A 15,959-nucleotide genomic window follows, 5' to 3' on the forward strand; every position below is an offset into this window, starting at 1 on the left:
AGAACCCGGAGATACCATGATAGATATCAGCTCACTGCCTTTGTTTTTTACGACCATTTTCTTTTTGGTAATCAGCCCGGGCCCTGATCTGATTCTTTTGTCCAGTTACTCTGCTACAAAGGGGTTTCGAGCGGGACTCTTCATTGCGTTGGGTATTTTGTTTGCGGGTGTGATTCAGACAGCGTTGGTGGCTTTTGGCCTCGGGCAGTTAATGCAGACCATGCCGCTTGTGGCTTTGATTATAAAGATGATCGGGGCGGGCTATCTCGCCTACTTGGGTGTGAAGATGTTGCTGCATTGGCACAAGCATAGTGACACAGCGCAGCCAGAGAGGAGCGCTGCTATGACCGATTCAGACCTTAATGGGTTAGAGCTGATCAGGCGTGGATGCTTTAATAACTTACTTAATCCCAAAGCGTTGTTATTCTTCAGTTTGTTTTTACCTCAATTTACCTCTTCAGAGTATGCGATGACTACACAGTTAATTGTACTTGGGCTTCTGCTTAGTCTGTTTGCGTTTTTCATTAACCTGCTATTTGCTGCTGCTTTCAGTAATTTGGCAAAAACTATTGTAACACGGGCAAAAAGCATTAAGCGCTGGGCTGTGCACCTAGACGGAATTTTGGGTACTTTGTTTATTGTGTTATCGGCACGGCTAGTGTTGAGTAAATGAGAATTCATTATATGGTAATAAGCAACAATTAAGGTTGGGGTGTTCCTTAATTAAATACATTTTGTCTACTTTTCCCGGGGCGGTGAATAATATATTTCCTGAATCTAATCGAGAGAATACTTTATGTTTTAGCAAAGGTAACATGAATTTAATTGTAAATGACACGATATCATTGATTAATTTTTTCTAATTATTTAGTATTGCATTCGCTTGGCTCCAAAAGTAGAACAATAATTAAACAATAAAACATTGCCCCGACAATGTGGCTTGACGGACCTATATGGAATTTGAAACAACACTGACGCGCTCTGCGCATTACCTGAAACAGGCTTTGCCGATCATGATCCGTTACCGGATCCCACTGACCCCGTTAAATTATTCGATTTGCTACTGCTATGTTGTGGGGTCGCAGCCTGAATTGAATGTCGAGTTAGATCAAATTTTGGCGCGCTACCAGAGTTGTCCTCCTCATTTAGCCAGAGAGTTGTTTGACAAGTATCTTTCTCAGCAAGATTTGGCGTTGTTTCATGAAATATCTCATTCTTTTCAGGGCACCATAGATCAGGTTCAGAATGAAATTTCGCAAACGCTCGAGACGTCACAGGATTTTTCTGCGTTTTTATCTGAATGCCACTATGGGTTGCACAACTTGAAAAGGCAGGGATCTGAACACGATCCTCGTGCTTACGACGAAGTATTGGATTATGTATCCAGATTGACGCGCGAAGCAGTCATGATGCAGCAAAATGCGCTGGGTTTTCAGAATAAGCTGGAGGTGGCCTATGACGAAATCAAATTACTAAAAGAAGCTCTTTTTGCATCGCAACGAGAGGCCAGCACGGATAAGCTCACCGGCCTGCTGAATCGTGGTAAATTTGACGAAGATATTGTCAATTTCTGTACTCATCCGATGAGCAAGCAAAAGGTCTTGGTGTTTGTTGATATTGATCACTTCAAGCAATTCAATGACGACTTTGGTCATCAAAAAGGTGACGATATTCTTCGTAAAGTGGCCGAAAAGTTGGCGCATCATGCTCAGGGTCGTGGTGATGCATATCGTTATGGTGGTGAAGAGTTTTGCCTGACTTTATCACTCAGCAGTGTAAGTGAAGCGGTCAGTTTTGCTAATATGATCCGTCAGGATATTCGAAAACTTTCAGTAAAAGATAAGAAAACGGGCAATCCTATCAGGCAAATCACCGCCAGTTTTGGTATTGCACTACATAAAGAAGGTGCGCCATGGCAATCGCTTATTGAGCTGGCTGACAGGGCCTTGTATCTGGCCAAATCACATGGCCGTGACAGGGTAGAAGTGGCCGGTTAGTCGGCTACTGACACTGGACCTGCATAACAATTTCTGTCAGCAAAAAGAACCATTAACTTTCCTCATATATATTATTCCCCGAATTACATACGTTAATAAAAGTTTAATTTTCATTCATTTTGTGGTTGATTTTTGATCATATACTCATTAGCTTATTATTCGCTTTACCAAAAGGTCAGACGTCAGATGAGTGTCACATTTGTGCAATTTCGCCAGTAGGTAGTGTCGTGGCATGGCAAATTGCCGACTGATACAAGTTTGAAGGCTGGTCACAGAACACAATGATTTTAATAGGATTAAAGAGGAAATTATGCAGCACAAAATCAAATACTACCTGCGCCTGTCTTGGCTTTTCCTGCTAAGTTCGGTGGCATTTAATACGTTTGCAAGTGGTTACAAAGTTGTACTTATTCACGGTCTTCAGACCAGTCAGGTGACCTCAGGTTACCCAATTGATGTAACGGGCGATGGTGAGTCATACTGGTCAGAATTTTGGGGTCAACATGCTGATGTTCGCATTGACTGGCCTGCACTTGAGCGCATTGAAGGCAAGATAGCCAGTGACTATGTCTGGCCAAAATTAAAGCAAATGTCACAACAGGGAACCTGTCAGCCGGGTTGTATTCTGGTTACGCATTCAACAGGTGATTTAGTTGCCCGTTACTTACTGGATAATCAGGCGAACTGGCTGGAAAATGCAGGTATGACGCCTCTGAATATCGTTGCCACTTTTGACATTGCCGGAGCCGGTGGTGGTAGTGAGCTGGCCGACTTGGCTGTCAGCGTTGCACAGGGAACTGCGGGTCTGAACCCACTTCTTGAAGCGGCGATCAGAGCCTGGCTGGGTGGCTCTGTAGAAGGTCGGTTAGGTGTTTTGAATGATCTGAAAGTGAACAACGCAAGGCAAATAGCAGCGCTACCTGAAGCAAGAACACCAAGACTGCGTTTTGTTGCGGATGGCACACTGTTTCTCGGTGCAACCAAGCTTTTCTTAAAAGGAACAGACGATAGTGTCGTTGCAACACACTCCGCGTGTGGCGCAAGTCGTGCTGACGATTTTGGCAGCTGTAGCACAAGTATCGCTACCAGCGGAAAAATCGCGTCTCAAAGTGATGCTGTTAGTGGGTTCATGCCATATCACTACCCAATGTTGATGAGCGATAACTACGACCATTTCTCTGTGATCAATGACCGTGCAGAAGGCAAAGTGACCGCCGCTCAGACCAGCAAACAGCTGCTTGATGGCAATACCGTTAACTTTAATACTTACAACGAAGAAACGGGTGCCTGGTTCTGGAAAAGTACCTATCGTTATGTTGAAAACTCAGGGAATAACAGCCTGTCTCGTCTAATGCTTAATGCGATGCAATAGGAGAGAAAGGTATGAAGCCCCGGATGTTCATTATTCTGATGTTTGTGGCAATCGGGCTTGGTTACTGGTGGCTCAGCGGTGACGCTGAGCCTGCTCAGGTTCAAACCGAAACTAACAAAAATACGCCAGCGAAAGCGCCACTTGTTAAAAAAGCGAAAGCAGCTGCTGAGGTGGCGCCACAAACAACACCCCTGCAAAAACGAGACAGACATATTCCCGTGCAAATGACGGAAGCCGCAGAACACATTGCTCAGCATTATGAACAGCAATTGCAGTTTGCACCTTATTCACAGCCATTAACAGCGGCAGATGCTGACAGACTCAAGCCTAATCATTTTTATCCCGTCACCATTCCAACGCAGAATATAGACGAGGTATTGACGCTCAAGCTTAGCCAATATCGTTTTGTATACCCAGAGCCGATAGAGTTAGTACTAACGGGCAGCGATATATACAGCGCCACAGTAACGGTCAGCGAAGTCGACAGTAACAAAGTACTGACTACCCAAAGCTTGGTAGAACAAGAAGGCAGCTACACATCGCGTATTAAGGGAAAGAAAACATTTCCCAGGGAGCTACAACTGACTGTTCGCGCTCACGTCAGAGGAGATGAAATTCCCTTGGTGGCGCAGATCCACTATATGAAACCCAGTGCCGAATTACTTAACCTGGAACAGCCGCAGGTACAGGGCAGCGATCTGCTTGTATATGCCAGGCTTAAAGTGCAAGAGGCTGGGATCTATCGAGTCAGGGCTAATCTGTTTTCGGGCGATCAGCCATTGTCTCATGTTGTGGCGAGAAAACGCCTGAGTGAAGGAACGCAAATATTGCCACTTAAAATCCACCAAAGTGTTCTACCGCAGCATGCTTCAGCGCTTAAGTTAACAACCTTTGTGGTAGAACGTATGTCTGGTTCGCCGCAGGAGAAAGCACGCTATGGCCGCAGTAACGTGGATACCTATATGCTCGATGGTGTGGACTTATCTGAACTGAGCAGAGTGCCCTATACACCCACTGAGCAGGAACGACAAAAACTGGCATTTTTGAAACAGTTGGGTGCTCAATAAGCTCAACATTCTCTTGCATGTCCAGTAGAATAAGGCAAACCTGCGGATTGATTTGCTGCGTGACCAGACAATTAAAGGTCAACGCACACCTCAGGTATAAGTCCACGCAGCAGATTTGCCATTTTTCTTATGACTAAGCGCTTTGTAAGTACGTGATGCTCAATCACCGGGTTTGCTTGATCCTTGAGCGATTGTTCGCTAGTGTTTTTGTTCCCAATTTTGTTGATATGTTATAACGATGTAAGGATAGGTATGGTCGTCATCGAAAAGTTATCTCCAGCCCACATGGCTGTTGTTAAAATGATACAGCTTGCACCAGATCAAATTCGTTTTGCCGGCACACCGGACGAGTTTTTAGAAGACCAGTGTGATACTACACACTTACATGTCATCAAGCTCGATGATACTCTGGTTGGTTACTTCAAGCTTGATTTGGCTTATGACAAAAAATATGAATATTGTCCGGCTGGCGCTATTGGGTTACGTGCATTTGTAATTGATAAACAATATCAGGGTAAAGGGCTGGGGACTGAAGCGGTAAAAGCACTGCTGGCTTATTTGTTTGTCCACTATTCGTCGTATCATTGGTTATATTTGGGGGTCAATTGTCAAAATCTGGGCGCTTATACTTGTTATCTAAAAGCAGGGCTGGCAGTTTGTGATGATAAGTATCTGGGTGGCCCTGCGGGTCCGCAATATATTATGTATGGTAAAATCTCCTCCAGTTAATTGGGATGTATGAAAGGAAATCATATGGCCTGACTTATCTCGAGGATGTGTCCTTTCATCGCCTCATGGCTGTGATACGCAATTAACAACAGGGCGAGCGCTTCAACAGACACCCGGGACTGTGTCTCACACCACCGCTGTGCAGCCTTGGTTATATTCAGTTGCATGGAAAGCTTTTCGTTTGAGTGGTCTATACTTATACCATTGTCGGGGTCTGAGAAACTCTTCAGGGATGGGAACTGTATGAGTACCAACTATGTGGTGATTGTATTCAGTGGGCTGGTGGCTGTGTTTTTGAGCCTAATGATACAATTTTATTTCTTCGATGGTAGCCGTGGCCGTGAGGCTACGGTTAACAACATGGAGCTGGTCACTTACTCCACACAATGGGTTGATGCTGCTATTCAGCCGTTGCCACGCCTGGAACAGTATGATGTTGGCTGGGTCCAGCTTGGTAAAGCACTGTTTAAAAGTCCCTTGCTCTCAGCAGACAATACTACCTCATGCGCATCTTGCCATGATTTGTACAATGGAGGAGACGATGGGTTTCCGGTATCCGTTGGTATAAATCAGCAATTGGGCAGCCGAAATGCCCCGAGCGTGATAAACGCCGTGTTTAATTTCCGGCAGTTCTGGGATGGGCGTAGCCCAGACCTGACCAGCCAGTTGCCGTTACCTATTCATAATCCATTAGAAATGGCCAGTAACTGGTCTCAGGTTATTGCCAAGCTGCAGCAGCAGCCTCACTTTGTCAGTAGTTTCAGCGCGGTGTCAGATGAGGGCATCACGCCAGAAAATATCACTAAGGCCATCGTTGCATTCCAGATGTCACTGGTATCTGAAAATACCCCGATTGATGCCTATCTGCTCGGCGAAAAAAACGCCTTAACGGCGCAACAGCAACGCGGCTATCGTAAATTCGTGGAACTGGGGTGTGTGACCTGCCATCAGGGTCGCAATATTGGCGGCAATATCTATCAGAAAATGGGCCGCCTGGAGAGAATGCCCAATGAATTATTGAATGACTTTGGTCGTTATCAGTTAACCCGTAACGAGCAGGACAAGTTTGTATTCAAAGTCCCAAGTCTGCGTAATGTCGCCAATACCGGACCCTATTTCCATAATGGCTCGGTGGCTAGTTTGTCGGATGCAATAAAGCTGATGGCAAGAGGGCAGTTGGGTTTGGAACTCAACGAGGAGGATATCGCTGATCTGGAAGCTTTGCTGCAAGCTTTTTCAGGTGAACTACCGAGGTCATTGAAAGAGTGAAATACATACTTGAAGGGATAATTCTGTTACTGATTTGGTGGCTCGGTTCAAACGCGATTGGTGAATACCATCAGTTACGGGATATGCAGGCTACACTGGCTTTGAAGGAGCGGCTCAACAGAGCCACTAGTGAGTTATCGCTTGAAACTTTGTCAGCTATGGATAGCAATATTTATCATTTTGACAAGCATGCACAAAAGCAGCTTGAATTTGAAAGTATTTATAATGAGCTGGTGTCACAACAGCTGCTGAGTGAAGAGATGAATGTGGCAATATCGCACTTTCACGATGCCATTGATACTTACATGCAGCTCGCCTCTATGCTCAAAACATCATATCGCTATATTGCAAAACAAGAGTTAGAAAGTAGTACATTTTCACCACAAGCACAGTTAATTGTCAGTAGAAGTGCGGCACTGGTATCTAATCTGCAGGTGACAAATTCGCATACGGTCATTGAGCAGGTCCGTCAGCAACTTGCACAGTCTATGGTGACACTTGCTCAGCTTGAGCAGGAAAGACGTTCTTTCAGGGTCATGCGCTTACATATTGAGTTCATACTGGAAAATGCTTTGGCGGCTTCTAATTTACTGGTGCCAATACAAAACAGTAGCTTATCGACTGCTATCCTGGGGGAGACACAACAACTGAGCAATCAAGTCGATAGCGTATACTGGCAGATGATACACTCCGTTTTTTGGTTTCTTTTACTGGTATTTACGCTGATTTTAATCGTCTTATTACGGCTTATGAGCGGTTTGAAGCGTGCCAATGAACAGGCAAATCAGGCTGCTGAAACTAAGTCTTTGTTTCTATCTAATATGTCTCATGAGATCAGAACGCCGATGAATGGCATTATGGGGCTGACGGATATTCTTTTGTCCACCGAATTGACCAGTGTGCAAAGAAATTATCTGGAAAAAGTAAGGTTTTCGGCAAACGCACTGACGACCATAATCAATGATATTCTGGATTTCTCCAAAATTGAGTCAAAGAAACTCAATATTGAACAAATTCCCTTTCAGTTTGAGGAGCTGCTGGATAACTTACGCTCGCTGATCACACCCATCGCCAATACCAAAGGGGTAAAGTTGGTTTTTGATATCGACCCAAACCTCAATGAATGGTATATCGGCGATCCGGTTAGAATTAATCAGATAATGCTTAACTTTGCTTCTAACGCCGCAAAGTTCACTGAAGAGGGCACCATTACTTTAGCGGTGCACAGGCAACCCAAAGATGCCGCCAGTGACTGGCTTGAAATTTCGGTGAGCGATACGGGCATTGGCATAGAGCAGGACAAAGTTGCCGTGCTGTTTGAGCGTTTCACTCAGGCCGAATCCTCGACCACTCGGCGCTATGGAGGAACCGGACTAGGGTTGACCATCTGTAAATTACTCGCTGAGCTGATGGAAGGAGAAATCAGCGTAACCAGCGAGGTTGGCGTTGGCTCAACGTTTATGGTTCGCTTGCCGATGGCAACATTGAGTCATGCCCCAATGCCGAGTGAGAGAGCAGAAAAATCATGCTGGACGGCTCAATACTTATCGTGGAAGACGATCCGGTATATATGGAAGTCAGTGTTAATATAGCGTCTTCAGTTGGGCTGAGCGTAGCGCGTGCCCAGACTGGGGTGGAAGCTGAAGCGCGGCTGTCGGCCGAAACATTTGATATGTTACTGCTAGACTGGGTGTTACCCGATTGCGAGGCCAACGAATTATTAGAACGACTTGATGCCCTGGCGATACTGCCTGCCAAGGTCGTTATTTACACGGCACACACAGAGCAAAGCATAACCCCCAAAGTCGATTATCCTATATTGTATAAGCCCCTGTTAAAACGTGATCTAATCAGTATTTTTATTAAAGATAATCTTAATGAGGGCTCGCCTGTGAATGAGCCGGTGGCATCTACACCAACAGGTGCCACCGCAGAGAACCAAACATTTAGCGTGTTGCTGGTAGAGGATAATGAAATCAACCGCATTGTCGCCACCAAACTCCTTGACCGGTTTAATGTAGAAATAGTAATTGCACAAAATGGTCAGCAAGCGGTTGATGCAATCAAGGCATGTGATGGCGCGTTTGATTTGGTTTTGATGGATATTCAGATGCCGGTAATGGATGGAATGGAGGCCACACGCATTGTGCGAGAAATATACAGTAAGGAAGTGCTTAAGATTATTGCGTTAACTGCCAACGTAATGCAAAGCGAGGTGGATAAATATCTGAGTATTGGTATGAACGATCACCTTGGAAAGCCGTTTAAGACCGACGAGCTGGATAAAATATTGAACAAATATTTGTTCAATATACAATAGCGTCGCGTTTAGTTATGCAAATGTGCCAGAATAACCAATTGGTATAAATAACCACAAGGCCAGCAACTTGGCTCAAAAGAGACCAGAATGCATAATTTGAAACTGAAAGTCAGTTTTGCTGTTTTGGGACACTGATGGTGTTCTATTTTAGAGGCTAACAAAAGAGATAGATACGATGAAAAATGTGTTTTTTATGTTGTTTTTACTGATTTCCTGCGATGCTCTATCGGCAGAGCGGCTTGTGTCAAATGCCTCTGTGACGTCATTGAAGGTATATGAAACAAACGATGACTCTGTACGTGTCTGGATGCACATTAATGGCAGTGGCAGGGTTGGGCCCAATCCCGCAAATCCGGAAGTGACCTGTGAGTTATGGACCAACAGCTCATTAGTGCATGGGTCGGCATTGGCTGCATTAATGGGCAAGAAGAAGGTCAATATTTGGTATGCAGACAGAGGTGATAAATCAAACTGGTGTAAAGTGAAGGTCTTAGAAGTAATTGATAGTTAAATTAGAGCCACCCTGTTTTACGCCAGACTTGGCTGAGTAGCAGTATTTTAGTTAGTGTTACAAAAGCCATCTCTTAAAAAGCCAGTTAACGGATCAATGCAGCAAGACTTTAGTTCACCACCCAGTACATTCTTAGCCATGTTTGATTTCCATTAATTAGATAAGTGGACATTATACGTGTGCGACTGCAATGAAGTTTACTCTGAGTGGAATATGAAGGGCGCTCGATTTAGAGCCTGTACATCGAAGAAAAAAGTCGCATGACTTGGCTCAATTACATGCTACCGCTTTCTTATTTCGTGTTTGCTCCTGTAACTACTGAGCATAATGTTTTATCACGCAGTTTGTTACGCTATTATGCCCGTGACTTAGCTAAATTATGGATATTTTAATAAAGGATGTATCAAAGTGAAAGCCAATGAGTTTTATAGCCTGTCAAAAGAACTAGGCAGTGAGTATCTATTGCCGCTTGGGTTCAAGTTCAATAATGGCGGCTGGTACTTGGCTAACGATAAGTATATGTTGGCCTTTGAGCTAGCTAATATTTCTCATTCCCAAAGCATTTTTCTTAAATATCTGACAGTGGTTTTCTATAACTATGTTAAGCGTGAGGATTTTCAGGCGATGCAGCCGATGCAGCATGCTGATCACTATGGTCCGGTGCAGATAAATCCCATGCAACTTCCTGAGTATAAACAGTGGCAGTATACCAATGCGCACAATAGTCGTGGAGAAACATCAGCTTATTTCCCTCTGTACTATGGCGGACTTATTGAAGCTGAGCCTATAAAACAAGGTTTTTTTGTTAAAAAACAGTGGGAAATGCCAAAGGGGTTACTTCGTGGCTGGATCACTGAGCGTGGTGCCGATATCGTTACTGAAGAAGAAGCCAGAGAGTTGCTGAAAAAGGCGATGATCAACACCGCTGAGTATGTGTTTAAATGGGCTGATACACTAACATCACATGAAATCATCCGCCAGATTGAAGAAAATGGTGATGACTGGTTTGTCGAAAAGGAGTGGGTAAAAGCTTACAAACTGCACCAGGCATCGCAACTTCAAATGAGTCAGAAATGAAAGCTGGTACAAATGGGGTTGTTCAAGTCTTTGTCCAGCTTTGCCGTAACCCAGATATATGAGATCTGATGTGTTACCTAGTCTCACCCTTGCAACAGCAAAAACACGCCAAATAGTGCAATTGCGCCGCCGCATAACATAGCTTTGGTCACTGCTTCTTTGCGGATCAAGCTTAAGGTCATCACCATCAAAGGGGCTGTCGCAAAAATGGTTTGTGCGATTGCAGGGTCCGTGTTATTCACGGATATAAGTTGCAACCACAGGCCGATAAAGGTGCCGAAAAATACCGCGATAAACAACCAACGTTTACCTGATATTTGTTTTAGTGTCAGTGCTTTATTGAGATTGTGGGATTTCAGACAGGCAACCAGACAAGCAACAAATAAGGTGCCGGATGCAAGACGGATCAATGCGGCCCACAAGCTGCTTATTTCCTCGTTGTTTAATGCGCCTTTTGAGAGCACCATACCGGCGGCCTGACATGTTGCTGCCGTCAGCGCAAAGGATACGCCCAGCAGATAATGGGTTTTGTCCGGGAGCGGTTGAGCTTTATTAGGTTTTATCGCCAGAATAACACCAAAAGTTGTCACCGCGATGCCAAGCCAGGCAACAGGTCCGAGGTAAACTCCCAGAATCAGGATATTCAGAATGCCGGCAATGGCGGGGGCCAGGCTTTCAATCACCAAGGTACGTGCCGGGCCAATGTTTCTGAGTGCTGCAAAATAGGCGCTGTCACCAATGGCAATACCCAATACCCCACTGGCTATCAGCCAGGCCCAGCTTGATGATTGCGCTGGATATACTGTATCTTGCGCAACGAGCAGGCATAGTGCCATCAGTACAGATGCAATGACGCCTTTACTGACATTTAACTCGAATGGACTCAGATGGTGGCTAAACCGCTTGTATAAAAGGGTCGAAAATGCCCAAACAAGTGCTGCGCTGATGGCTGCACCTTCGCCTATTCCAATCATCTTATTATTCTTCTGCTGAACTAAAAGCGGCTAGTATACATAAATCACACGAAGGAGGCATGGTAGCAGCCTCAGCTGAATAAGAATCGTAAAAAAGTAACTAAAAAATGATTGACGTCGTGTTGAACTAAGTTTAATTTCGCTGCGATGTTTCAATGAGGGCCATACAGCATTTAGTCAACCCAAAATTAGGCAGAACTTACTCGCCTTGTCAGGCGTGTTTTTGTGTTTATAGAAATTTGGGAAATGGTTATGGCTGAGCCCTGTGCAATTAGCATTATTCCCCCTGTTGTCGTGTTAACACTGGCAATTATTCTTCGTCGTCCAATTTTATCTCTGGTGATTGGGGCTTTGGTTGGCCTGGCTTTAGTGGATATATCGGGCGTACTGGCAAACTTTGCTGCGGTATCGCTTAAAGTGATGGGCGATGAAACCATCGGCTGGCTGATTTTAGTGTGTGGCTCCTTTGGTGCCCTGATTGCGTTGCTGGTGCATACCGGTGGTGCGCTGGCTTTTGGCCGCAGTGCTTTGAAACTGGCCAAAGGACCCAAGTCGTCGCTACTGATGACTTATGTATTGGGCGTTGTGATCTTTATAGACGACTATCTTAATGCCCTGACCGTGGGTGAAACTATGCGCCGGGTGACCGACAAATTTAAAATCTCCCGAGAAATGCTGGCTTATGTTGTGGATTCTACAGCGGCACCTATCTGTGTGCTGGTTCCATTGTCGACATGGGCAGTATTCTTTGGCGGCCTTTTGGTTGATAACGGTGTGGCCCTTGAGGGGCAAGGGATCAGTACGTATATTACGGCTATTCCTTACATGCTGTACGCATGGGTGGCCGTGATTATGGTGCCGCTGGTGGTGCTGGGTGTGATCCCGCTCTTTGGCCCCATGAAAAAAGCAGAGCTGGCGGCGCGTGGCGGAGATCCTGCGTTGGCGCAAGTTGATCTTGAAGAAGTGCAAACCCCGGATCAGTATGCCGCAAAGGCGATAGAGCAGGAGTTTGAACAGGCAGATACCCAAGGTAAATTGTACAATTTCTTGCTGCCTTTGGGTTTGTTGGTAGCCTTTACAGTATATTTTGATATTGACGTGTGGAAAGGTTTGCTGGCGACGCTGGCAGTGACCATGCCGTTTTATCTGGCACAGCGATTGATGCCACTGGCTGATATGCTGGAGCAGATGATTAATGGGTTTAAATGTATGTTACCGGCCATTGGCACTGTGATTGCGGCATTTATTTTTAAGGATGTGTGTGACCAATTACTGTTACCACAGTATGTGATCAACACGCTAAGCCCCTACATGACGGCAGAATTGCTACCGGCAATGGTGTTTTTATCTATGGCTATTTTAGCTTTTGCAACCGGGTCGAGCTGGGGGATTTTTGCTGTAACTATTCCCATTGTATTGCCTTTGGCTGTAGCAGTTGACGCAAACATACCATTGGTGATTGGTGCATTGTTGTCGGCATCATCTTTTGGTAGTCAGGCATGCTTTTACTCAGATTCCACCGTGTTAGCGGCACAAGGCTCAGATTGTAACCTGATAAGCCACGCCATTACTCAGTTACCGTATGCGTTACTGGCAGCAGGCATTGCTTTCGTGGGTTTTTTAATAATTGCATAATAATATTTCAAAGATAAAGAGCGTTGCTGCCTTTCAATAACTGTAGTGGTATGCGTCCTTCTAACAGGGGGAATAAGGCAGTCCACTAAATAGCAAGGCTGAGTGCATTGATAGGTTGTTAAATTACACGTCTGATGGGGACGCTGCGTCTTTATCGGGTCAACGAAAACTCTTCTCAGCCGGATGTGCACTGAGAAGAGTTTTATGTACTGTGAGTGGTTATTTAATGTAATACCATAAAGCGTTTTGTTCCTGAGCACTGAAGCGTTCATCCGCATAGGGCCACACATCGAACTTAACGTCGAACTGGAACAAAGATGCGCCAGAGATCAGATAGCTCTCACCACGCGCACCGTATTTGGTGCCTAAAGCAATGTAAGAGTAGTCAAGCCCACTCAGGCTACAGCCATTTTGTTCATTCTGCCACAATACGTATGTGTCGTAAGGCGCTGCAGGACTCATCAGGTTTGAAGTCTGGCTGAGGTTAGCACAGTTACCATTGTCCAGCTTGGCCTTACTGATCATAGAAACGCGCTGGTGCTCATCTACGAACATCATACCTGTTGTCATGTTATCACGTGCGCTTTGCCACTCAGTAGTGCCGGTTACACCGATAGACTGAGGAACCAAAGGGGTGACGCTGTTAAGTGTATCCAGCCCGTCTTGGTGACTGGCAACCAGCATCCAGCCACCACCCAGGTGATTCATTTCACAATAAGCATCAAAGGCATCGTGACCGCCGTGGCCGTCGGGGTCAACCTGATAAAGGCCTGAAGCGGCGGATGGATTAGCTGCTTTGATGGATTCGCAGGTCGTGCCCTGAGCACTTGCGGGTGGTTCTACAGGATCAGTGATTTCACCTTTGACAAAGCCGCCATAGTATTCAAGTTCACTGATCACATGGTAACGGTGTCCCTGAGTTGAATCGATCTGCAGACGTATGTATTTGCCAACAGCGGGTTTGCTGAGCTTAATGGTTTGATCAAGCGATTTTTCGAGTGTAAAAGACTCATGATCGGTGAAAGTCTGACCGTCATATGAAACTTGCAACGTCACATCTTTAGGTCCCATGCCCGGATCTGATGCTTCTTTATACTGGACAATCCGGAATGAAGTGATGTAGGCAGCTTGGTTAAATGCAACCTGTAGCCAATGTTTTTCGTCGACGGTAGAGATCCAAATCCCCTTAGTCACTTTCCCAGGAGAGTCACTATTGATCAAGGTTCCGCTGTTGTAACCGTCAAATCCGCCTGCGGTTTTGTGATGTGAGTGAGTTCTGCTGGCTGTATATGATGCTTCAGTCAGGCCATTGGTGCCCAACAGAGCGATATTACCAAATTCACCGGTTTGTTCGCCTGGTTCAATAATATAGTCAACCGGCGCCTGATAGCGTAATGACATAGGATCAGAACCGTAGCGAGTGTTGTCTTGCGCGAACAACTGATTGCCAACTGTAAGCAGGCTGGTTAGTTCAAGCAAGTGAGCCGTTTCCTGATCTTTAGATTGCTCTTCCTGGATCAGTAAAGTACCCGGCTCGACACTCAGGCCGTCCTGATTAATGGCTTCCTGGCGCAATGTATAATAAAGGCCGTCAGTGTCCAGTGCGCCGCGCTTTTCCTGGCTAAATACGGCAAGGTAACCGATGGATTCTTCGCCATGTCCGTTACCGTCTTCCTGCTCCTGAAGCGTTACGCCAAAAGTTTGGCTGGAAGCACTTGAAACGCGCAGTGCAAATGCATCGCTTTCATTTTGGGATTGCGCGGTCAGTAATACATGGGGGGTGTGCTCAAAGCTCTCTTTGAAAAATACATGACTGCTACCACTTTGCATCGGGAATTTACCCGCTTCCCACACGCTGCCATCAGCTAGTGTGTGGCGGCCTTTTTCTATAACAAAGAAAGAGACCGACTCTTCACCGTGCACACCATCCAGATAAGGCCATTCTTTAAATTGCACATCGAAGCTGCTTGATGTCACGTTAGAAATGGATATCACACCAGCATCTTTGTCATTCATGGTTGGTACAGATGCAATAATAACCGGATCGGTATAGCCGTGAATGGCAACAGTTATAGGGTCGCTGGAAACTTTAATATCTTCGATGAGGGTAAATGCGTTGGCCATTGACGACATCATCAAACAGCAACTCAGAGCTATTTTTTTCATTGATTCATTCCTTTTATGAGAGTCTAATCGGGCGATTAGACATAAAATATTCTATCGCCATTGCATGGTACAAAACAAGGAACTAAATCAAGTTTGGAGCATAAGTGTTTAACCTTTATGCTGTTTGCGGTATTTTTTTGCCAGAAATTTGGGGTTAAGTGGTTAAAAGTGAGTCTCAGTAATAAGACTCACTGAAGTGGAATGATAGAAGAGCAGCTTATTCAGGTCTTGTCTTGGTAAACGGTGCTGTTATTCCCGAATACTCTGCACTGCCAAGGCGCGCCAGAGGGGCGGCTTTATCAGCCAGGACCTTAAGGCGTTGTTTGTGGTCCAGCTCGGTGACTTTATCGCTCAGATACAAGCTGACTATCTTCACAAACACCAGGTTTTGCGGTGTGTCGCCGATCTCCTGTACTTCATACAGCTCACACCCGTAGGCAATATCGCAGTGGGCGATCCGTGGCAGTGAAAAGCCGTTAAATTCAGCAAGCGCTATGTTGTTTGCAGAGACTTCCGATTCGCCATGGGGCAAAGTTGCGGCGGTTTGCGTCACTAACTCCGCATCCTGCTCAGAGGCAATGTGGATCACACAGCGCCGTGTGGCTTTGATGTTTTTCACTGTGTCTTTGATTTCTCCGCCTGGCTTTTTTCCTGCTGAAAACATCAGCAAAGGCGGGGCGCTGGATACCGCGGTAAAATAAGAAAAGGGCGCCAGGTTATAGTTTTGAGCGCCGGACTCGGTTAACACCCAGGCGATGGGCCTTGGGATCACTGTCTGAGTCATCAGGTGATAAATCTGGGTTGGCGAGAAGTCGGCAAAGTTCAGTTCCATAAAACACAAA

General features: G+C 45.5%; 16 protein-coding genes. 11 read left to right on the forward strand and 5 right to left on the reverse strand.

Annotated elements, in window-relative coordinates:
* Positions 1 to 16: 16 nt before the first annotated feature.
* The 5 genes from ELR70_RS04560 to ELR70_RS04580 all read left to right on the forward strand — a co-directional run bounded on the left by ELR70_RS04560 (position 17) and on the right by ELR70_RS04580 (position 5,165).
* Positions 17 to 673 carry a LysE family translocator gene (locus ELR70_RS04560; RefSeq protein WP_054013456.1) on the forward strand — a complete coding sequence of 219 codons (657 nt, stop codon included), beginning with the start codon at positions 17 to 19 and terminating at the stop codon, positions 671 to 673.
* Between the two features lie 280 nt (positions 674 to 953).
* Positions 954 to 1,997 (forward strand): GGDEF domain-containing protein, encoded by a 1,044-nt coding sequence (locus ELR70_RS04565; RefSeq protein WP_054013455.1) that lies wholly within the window; start codon positions 954 to 956, stop codon positions 1,995 to 1,997.
* 310 nt (positions 1,998 to 2,307) lie between these two features.
* Entirely contained in the window at positions 2,308 to 3,369 is a 1,062-nt protein-coding gene (locus ELR70_RS04570) for a hypothetical protein (protein ID WP_054013454.1), read from the forward strand.
* A gap of 11 nt (positions 3,370 to 3,380) precedes the next feature.
* Positions 3,381 to 4,436 (forward strand): hypothetical protein, encoded by a 1,056-nt coding sequence (locus tag ELR70_RS04575; RefSeq protein ID WP_054013453.1) that lies wholly within the window; start codon positions 3,381 to 3,383, stop codon positions 4,434 to 4,436.
* A 252-nt stretch (positions 4,437 to 4,688) separates the two neighbouring features.
* Positions 4,689 to 5,165: a GNAT family N-acetyltransferase gene (locus ELR70_RS04580; protein ID WP_054013452.1), complete on the forward strand. Its 477-nt coding sequence runs from the start codon at positions 4,689 to 4,691 to the stop codon at positions 5,163 to 5,165.
* A 20-nt stretch (positions 5,166 to 5,185) separates the two neighbouring features.
* Here the strand turns inward: ELR70_RS04580 and ELR70_RS24760 are convergent, their stop codons facing one another.
* Positions 5,186 to 5,332, reverse strand: a complete 147-nt coding sequence (locus ELR70_RS24760) for a hypothetical protein (protein ID WP_160317346.1) — start codon at positions 5,330 to 5,332, stop codon at positions 5,186 to 5,188.
* Between the two features lie 76 nt (positions 5,333 to 5,408).
* Between ELR70_RS24760 and ELR70_RS04585 the strand changes: the two genes are divergently transcribed.
* From ELR70_RS04585 to ELR70_RS04600, 4 genes are all read left to right on the forward strand, one after another.
* Positions 5,409 to 6,434 (forward strand): cytochrome c peroxidase, encoded by a 1,026-nt coding sequence (locus ELR70_RS04585; protein WP_054013451.1) that lies wholly within the window; start codon positions 5,409 to 5,411, stop codon positions 6,432 to 6,434.
* On the forward strand, positions 6,431 to 8,026 hold the full coding sequence (locus tag ELR70_RS04590; protein WP_128064484.1) for an ATP-binding protein: 1,596 nt from the start codon (positions 6,431 to 6,433) through the stop codon (positions 8,024 to 8,026). The genes ELR70_RS04585 and ELR70_RS04590 overlap by 4 nt, the downstream gene beginning before the upstream one ends.
* Entirely contained in the window at positions 7,960 to 8,754 is a 795-nt protein-coding gene (locus ELR70_RS04595; RefSeq protein ID WP_128064485.1) for a response regulator, read from the forward strand. The genes ELR70_RS04590 and ELR70_RS04595 overlap by 67 nt, the downstream gene beginning before the upstream one ends.
* A 175-nt stretch (positions 8,755 to 8,929) precedes the next feature.
* Entirely contained in the window at positions 8,930 to 9,265 is a 336-nt protein-coding gene (locus tag ELR70_RS04600) for a hypothetical protein (protein WP_054013449.1), read from the forward strand.
* Positions 9,266 to 9,312: 47 nt separating this feature from the next.
* Here the strand turns inward: ELR70_RS04600 and ELR70_RS04605 are convergent, their stop codons facing one another.
* Entirely contained in the window at positions 9,313 to 9,405 is a 93-nt protein-coding gene (locus tag ELR70_RS04605) for a DUF2237 family protein (RefSeq protein WP_235577038.1), read from the reverse strand.
* A gap of 268 nt (positions 9,406 to 9,673) precedes the next feature.
* On the opposite strand from ELR70_RS04605, the gene ELR70_RS04610 reads away from it, so the two are divergent.
* A complete protein-coding gene (locus ELR70_RS04610) occupies positions 9,674 to 10,342 on the forward strand; it encodes a hypothetical protein (RefSeq protein WP_054013448.1) in 669 nt (222 codons plus the stop codon).
* Between the two features lie 83 nt (positions 10,343 to 10,425).
* Here ELR70_RS04610 and ELR70_RS04615 read toward each other — a convergent pair whose 3' ends face one another.
* Complete coding sequence (locus ELR70_RS04615) at positions 10,426 to 11,316, reverse strand: DMT family transporter (RefSeq protein ID WP_054013447.1); 891 nt, start codon at positions 11,314 to 11,316, stop codon at positions 10,426 to 10,428.
* Positions 11,317 to 11,568: 252 nt separating this feature from the next.
* Here ELR70_RS04615 and ELR70_RS04620 point away from each other — a divergent pair, with 252 nt between their 5' ends.
* Positions 11,569 to 12,951 carry a Na+/H+ antiporter NhaC family protein gene (locus tag ELR70_RS04620; protein WP_054013446.1) on the forward strand — a complete coding sequence of 461 codons (1,383 nt, stop codon included), beginning with the start codon at positions 11,569 to 11,571 and terminating at the stop codon, positions 12,949 to 12,951.
* A gap of 219 nt (positions 12,952 to 13,170) precedes the next feature.
* On the opposite strand, the gene ELR70_RS04625 is transcribed toward ELR70_RS04620, so the two are convergent.
* A complete protein-coding gene (locus ELR70_RS04625) occupies positions 13,171 to 15,117 on the reverse strand; it encodes a discoidin domain-containing protein (protein WP_054013445.1) in 1,947 nt (648 codons plus the stop codon).
* Positions 15,118 to 15,334: 217 nt separating this feature from the next.
* Positions 15,335 to 15,949, reverse strand: coding sequence for a flavin reductase family protein (locus ELR70_RS04630; RefSeq protein WP_054013709.1), 615 nt, complete (start codon positions 15,947 to 15,949; stop codon positions 15,335 to 15,337).
* Positions 15,950 to 15,959 lie beyond the last annotated feature (10 nt).

The sequence above is a fragment of the Pseudoalteromonas sp. R3 genome, from assembly GCF_004014715.1.
Taxonomy (GTDB): domain Bacteria; phylum Pseudomonadota; class Gammaproteobacteria; order Enterobacterales; family Alteromonadaceae; genus Pseudoalteromonas.

Excerpts from the sequence above, each read along its gene's own strand:
- ELR70_RS04575 (WP_054013453.1), top strand. The coding sequence starts at position 3,381 with ATGAAGCCCCGGATGTTCATTATTCTGATGTTTGTGGCAATCGGGCTT.
- ELR70_RS04620 (WP_054013446.1), top strand. The coding sequence starts at position 11,569 with ATGGCTGAGCCCTGTGCAATTAGCATTATTCCCCCTGTTGTCGTGTTA.
- ELR70_RS04625 (WP_054013445.1), bottom strand. The coding sequence starts at position 15,117 with ATGAAAAAAATAGCTCTGAGTTGCTGTTTGATGATGTCGTCAATGGCC.
- ELR70_RS04630 (WP_054013709.1), bottom strand. The coding sequence starts at position 15,949 with ATGGAACTGAACTTTGCCGACTTCTCGCCAACCCAGATTTATCACCTG.
- ELR70_RS04615 (WP_054013447.1), bottom strand. The coding sequence starts at position 11,316 with ATGATTGGAATAGGCGAAGGTGCAGCCATCAGCGCAGCACTTGTTTGG.
- ELR70_RS04600 (WP_054013449.1), top strand. The coding sequence starts at position 8,930 with ATGAAAAATGTGTTTTTTATGTTGTTTTTACTGATTTCCTGCGATGCT.
- ELR70_RS04565 (WP_054013455.1), top strand. The coding sequence starts at position 954 with ATGGAATTTGAAACAACACTGACGCGCTCTGCGCATTACCTGAAACAG.
- ELR70_RS04570 (WP_054013454.1), top strand. The coding sequence starts at position 2,308 with ATGCAGCACAAAATCAAATACTACCTGCGCCTGTCTTGGCTTTTCCTG.
- ELR70_RS24760 (WP_160317346.1), bottom strand. The coding sequence starts at position 5,332 with ATGCAACTGAATATAACCAAGGCTGCACAGCGGTGGTGTGAGACACAG.
- ELR70_RS04560 (WP_054013456.1), top strand. The coding sequence starts at position 17 with ATGATAGATATCAGCTCACTGCCTTTGTTTTTTACGACCATTTTCTTT.
- ELR70_RS04585 (WP_054013451.1), top strand. The coding sequence starts at position 5,409 with ATGAGTACCAACTATGTGGTGATTGTATTCAGTGGGCTGGTGGCTGTG.
- ELR70_RS04580 (WP_054013452.1), top strand. The coding sequence starts at position 4,689 with ATGGTCGTCATCGAAAAGTTATCTCCAGCCCACATGGCTGTTGTTAAA.
- ELR70_RS04595 (WP_128064485.1), top strand. The coding sequence starts at position 7,960 with ATGCTGGACGGCTCAATACTTATCGTGGAAGACGATCCGGTATATATG.
- ELR70_RS04605 (WP_235577038.1), bottom strand. The coding sequence starts at position 9,405 with ATGGCTAAGAATGTACTGGGTGGTGAACTAAAGTCTTGCTGCATTGAT.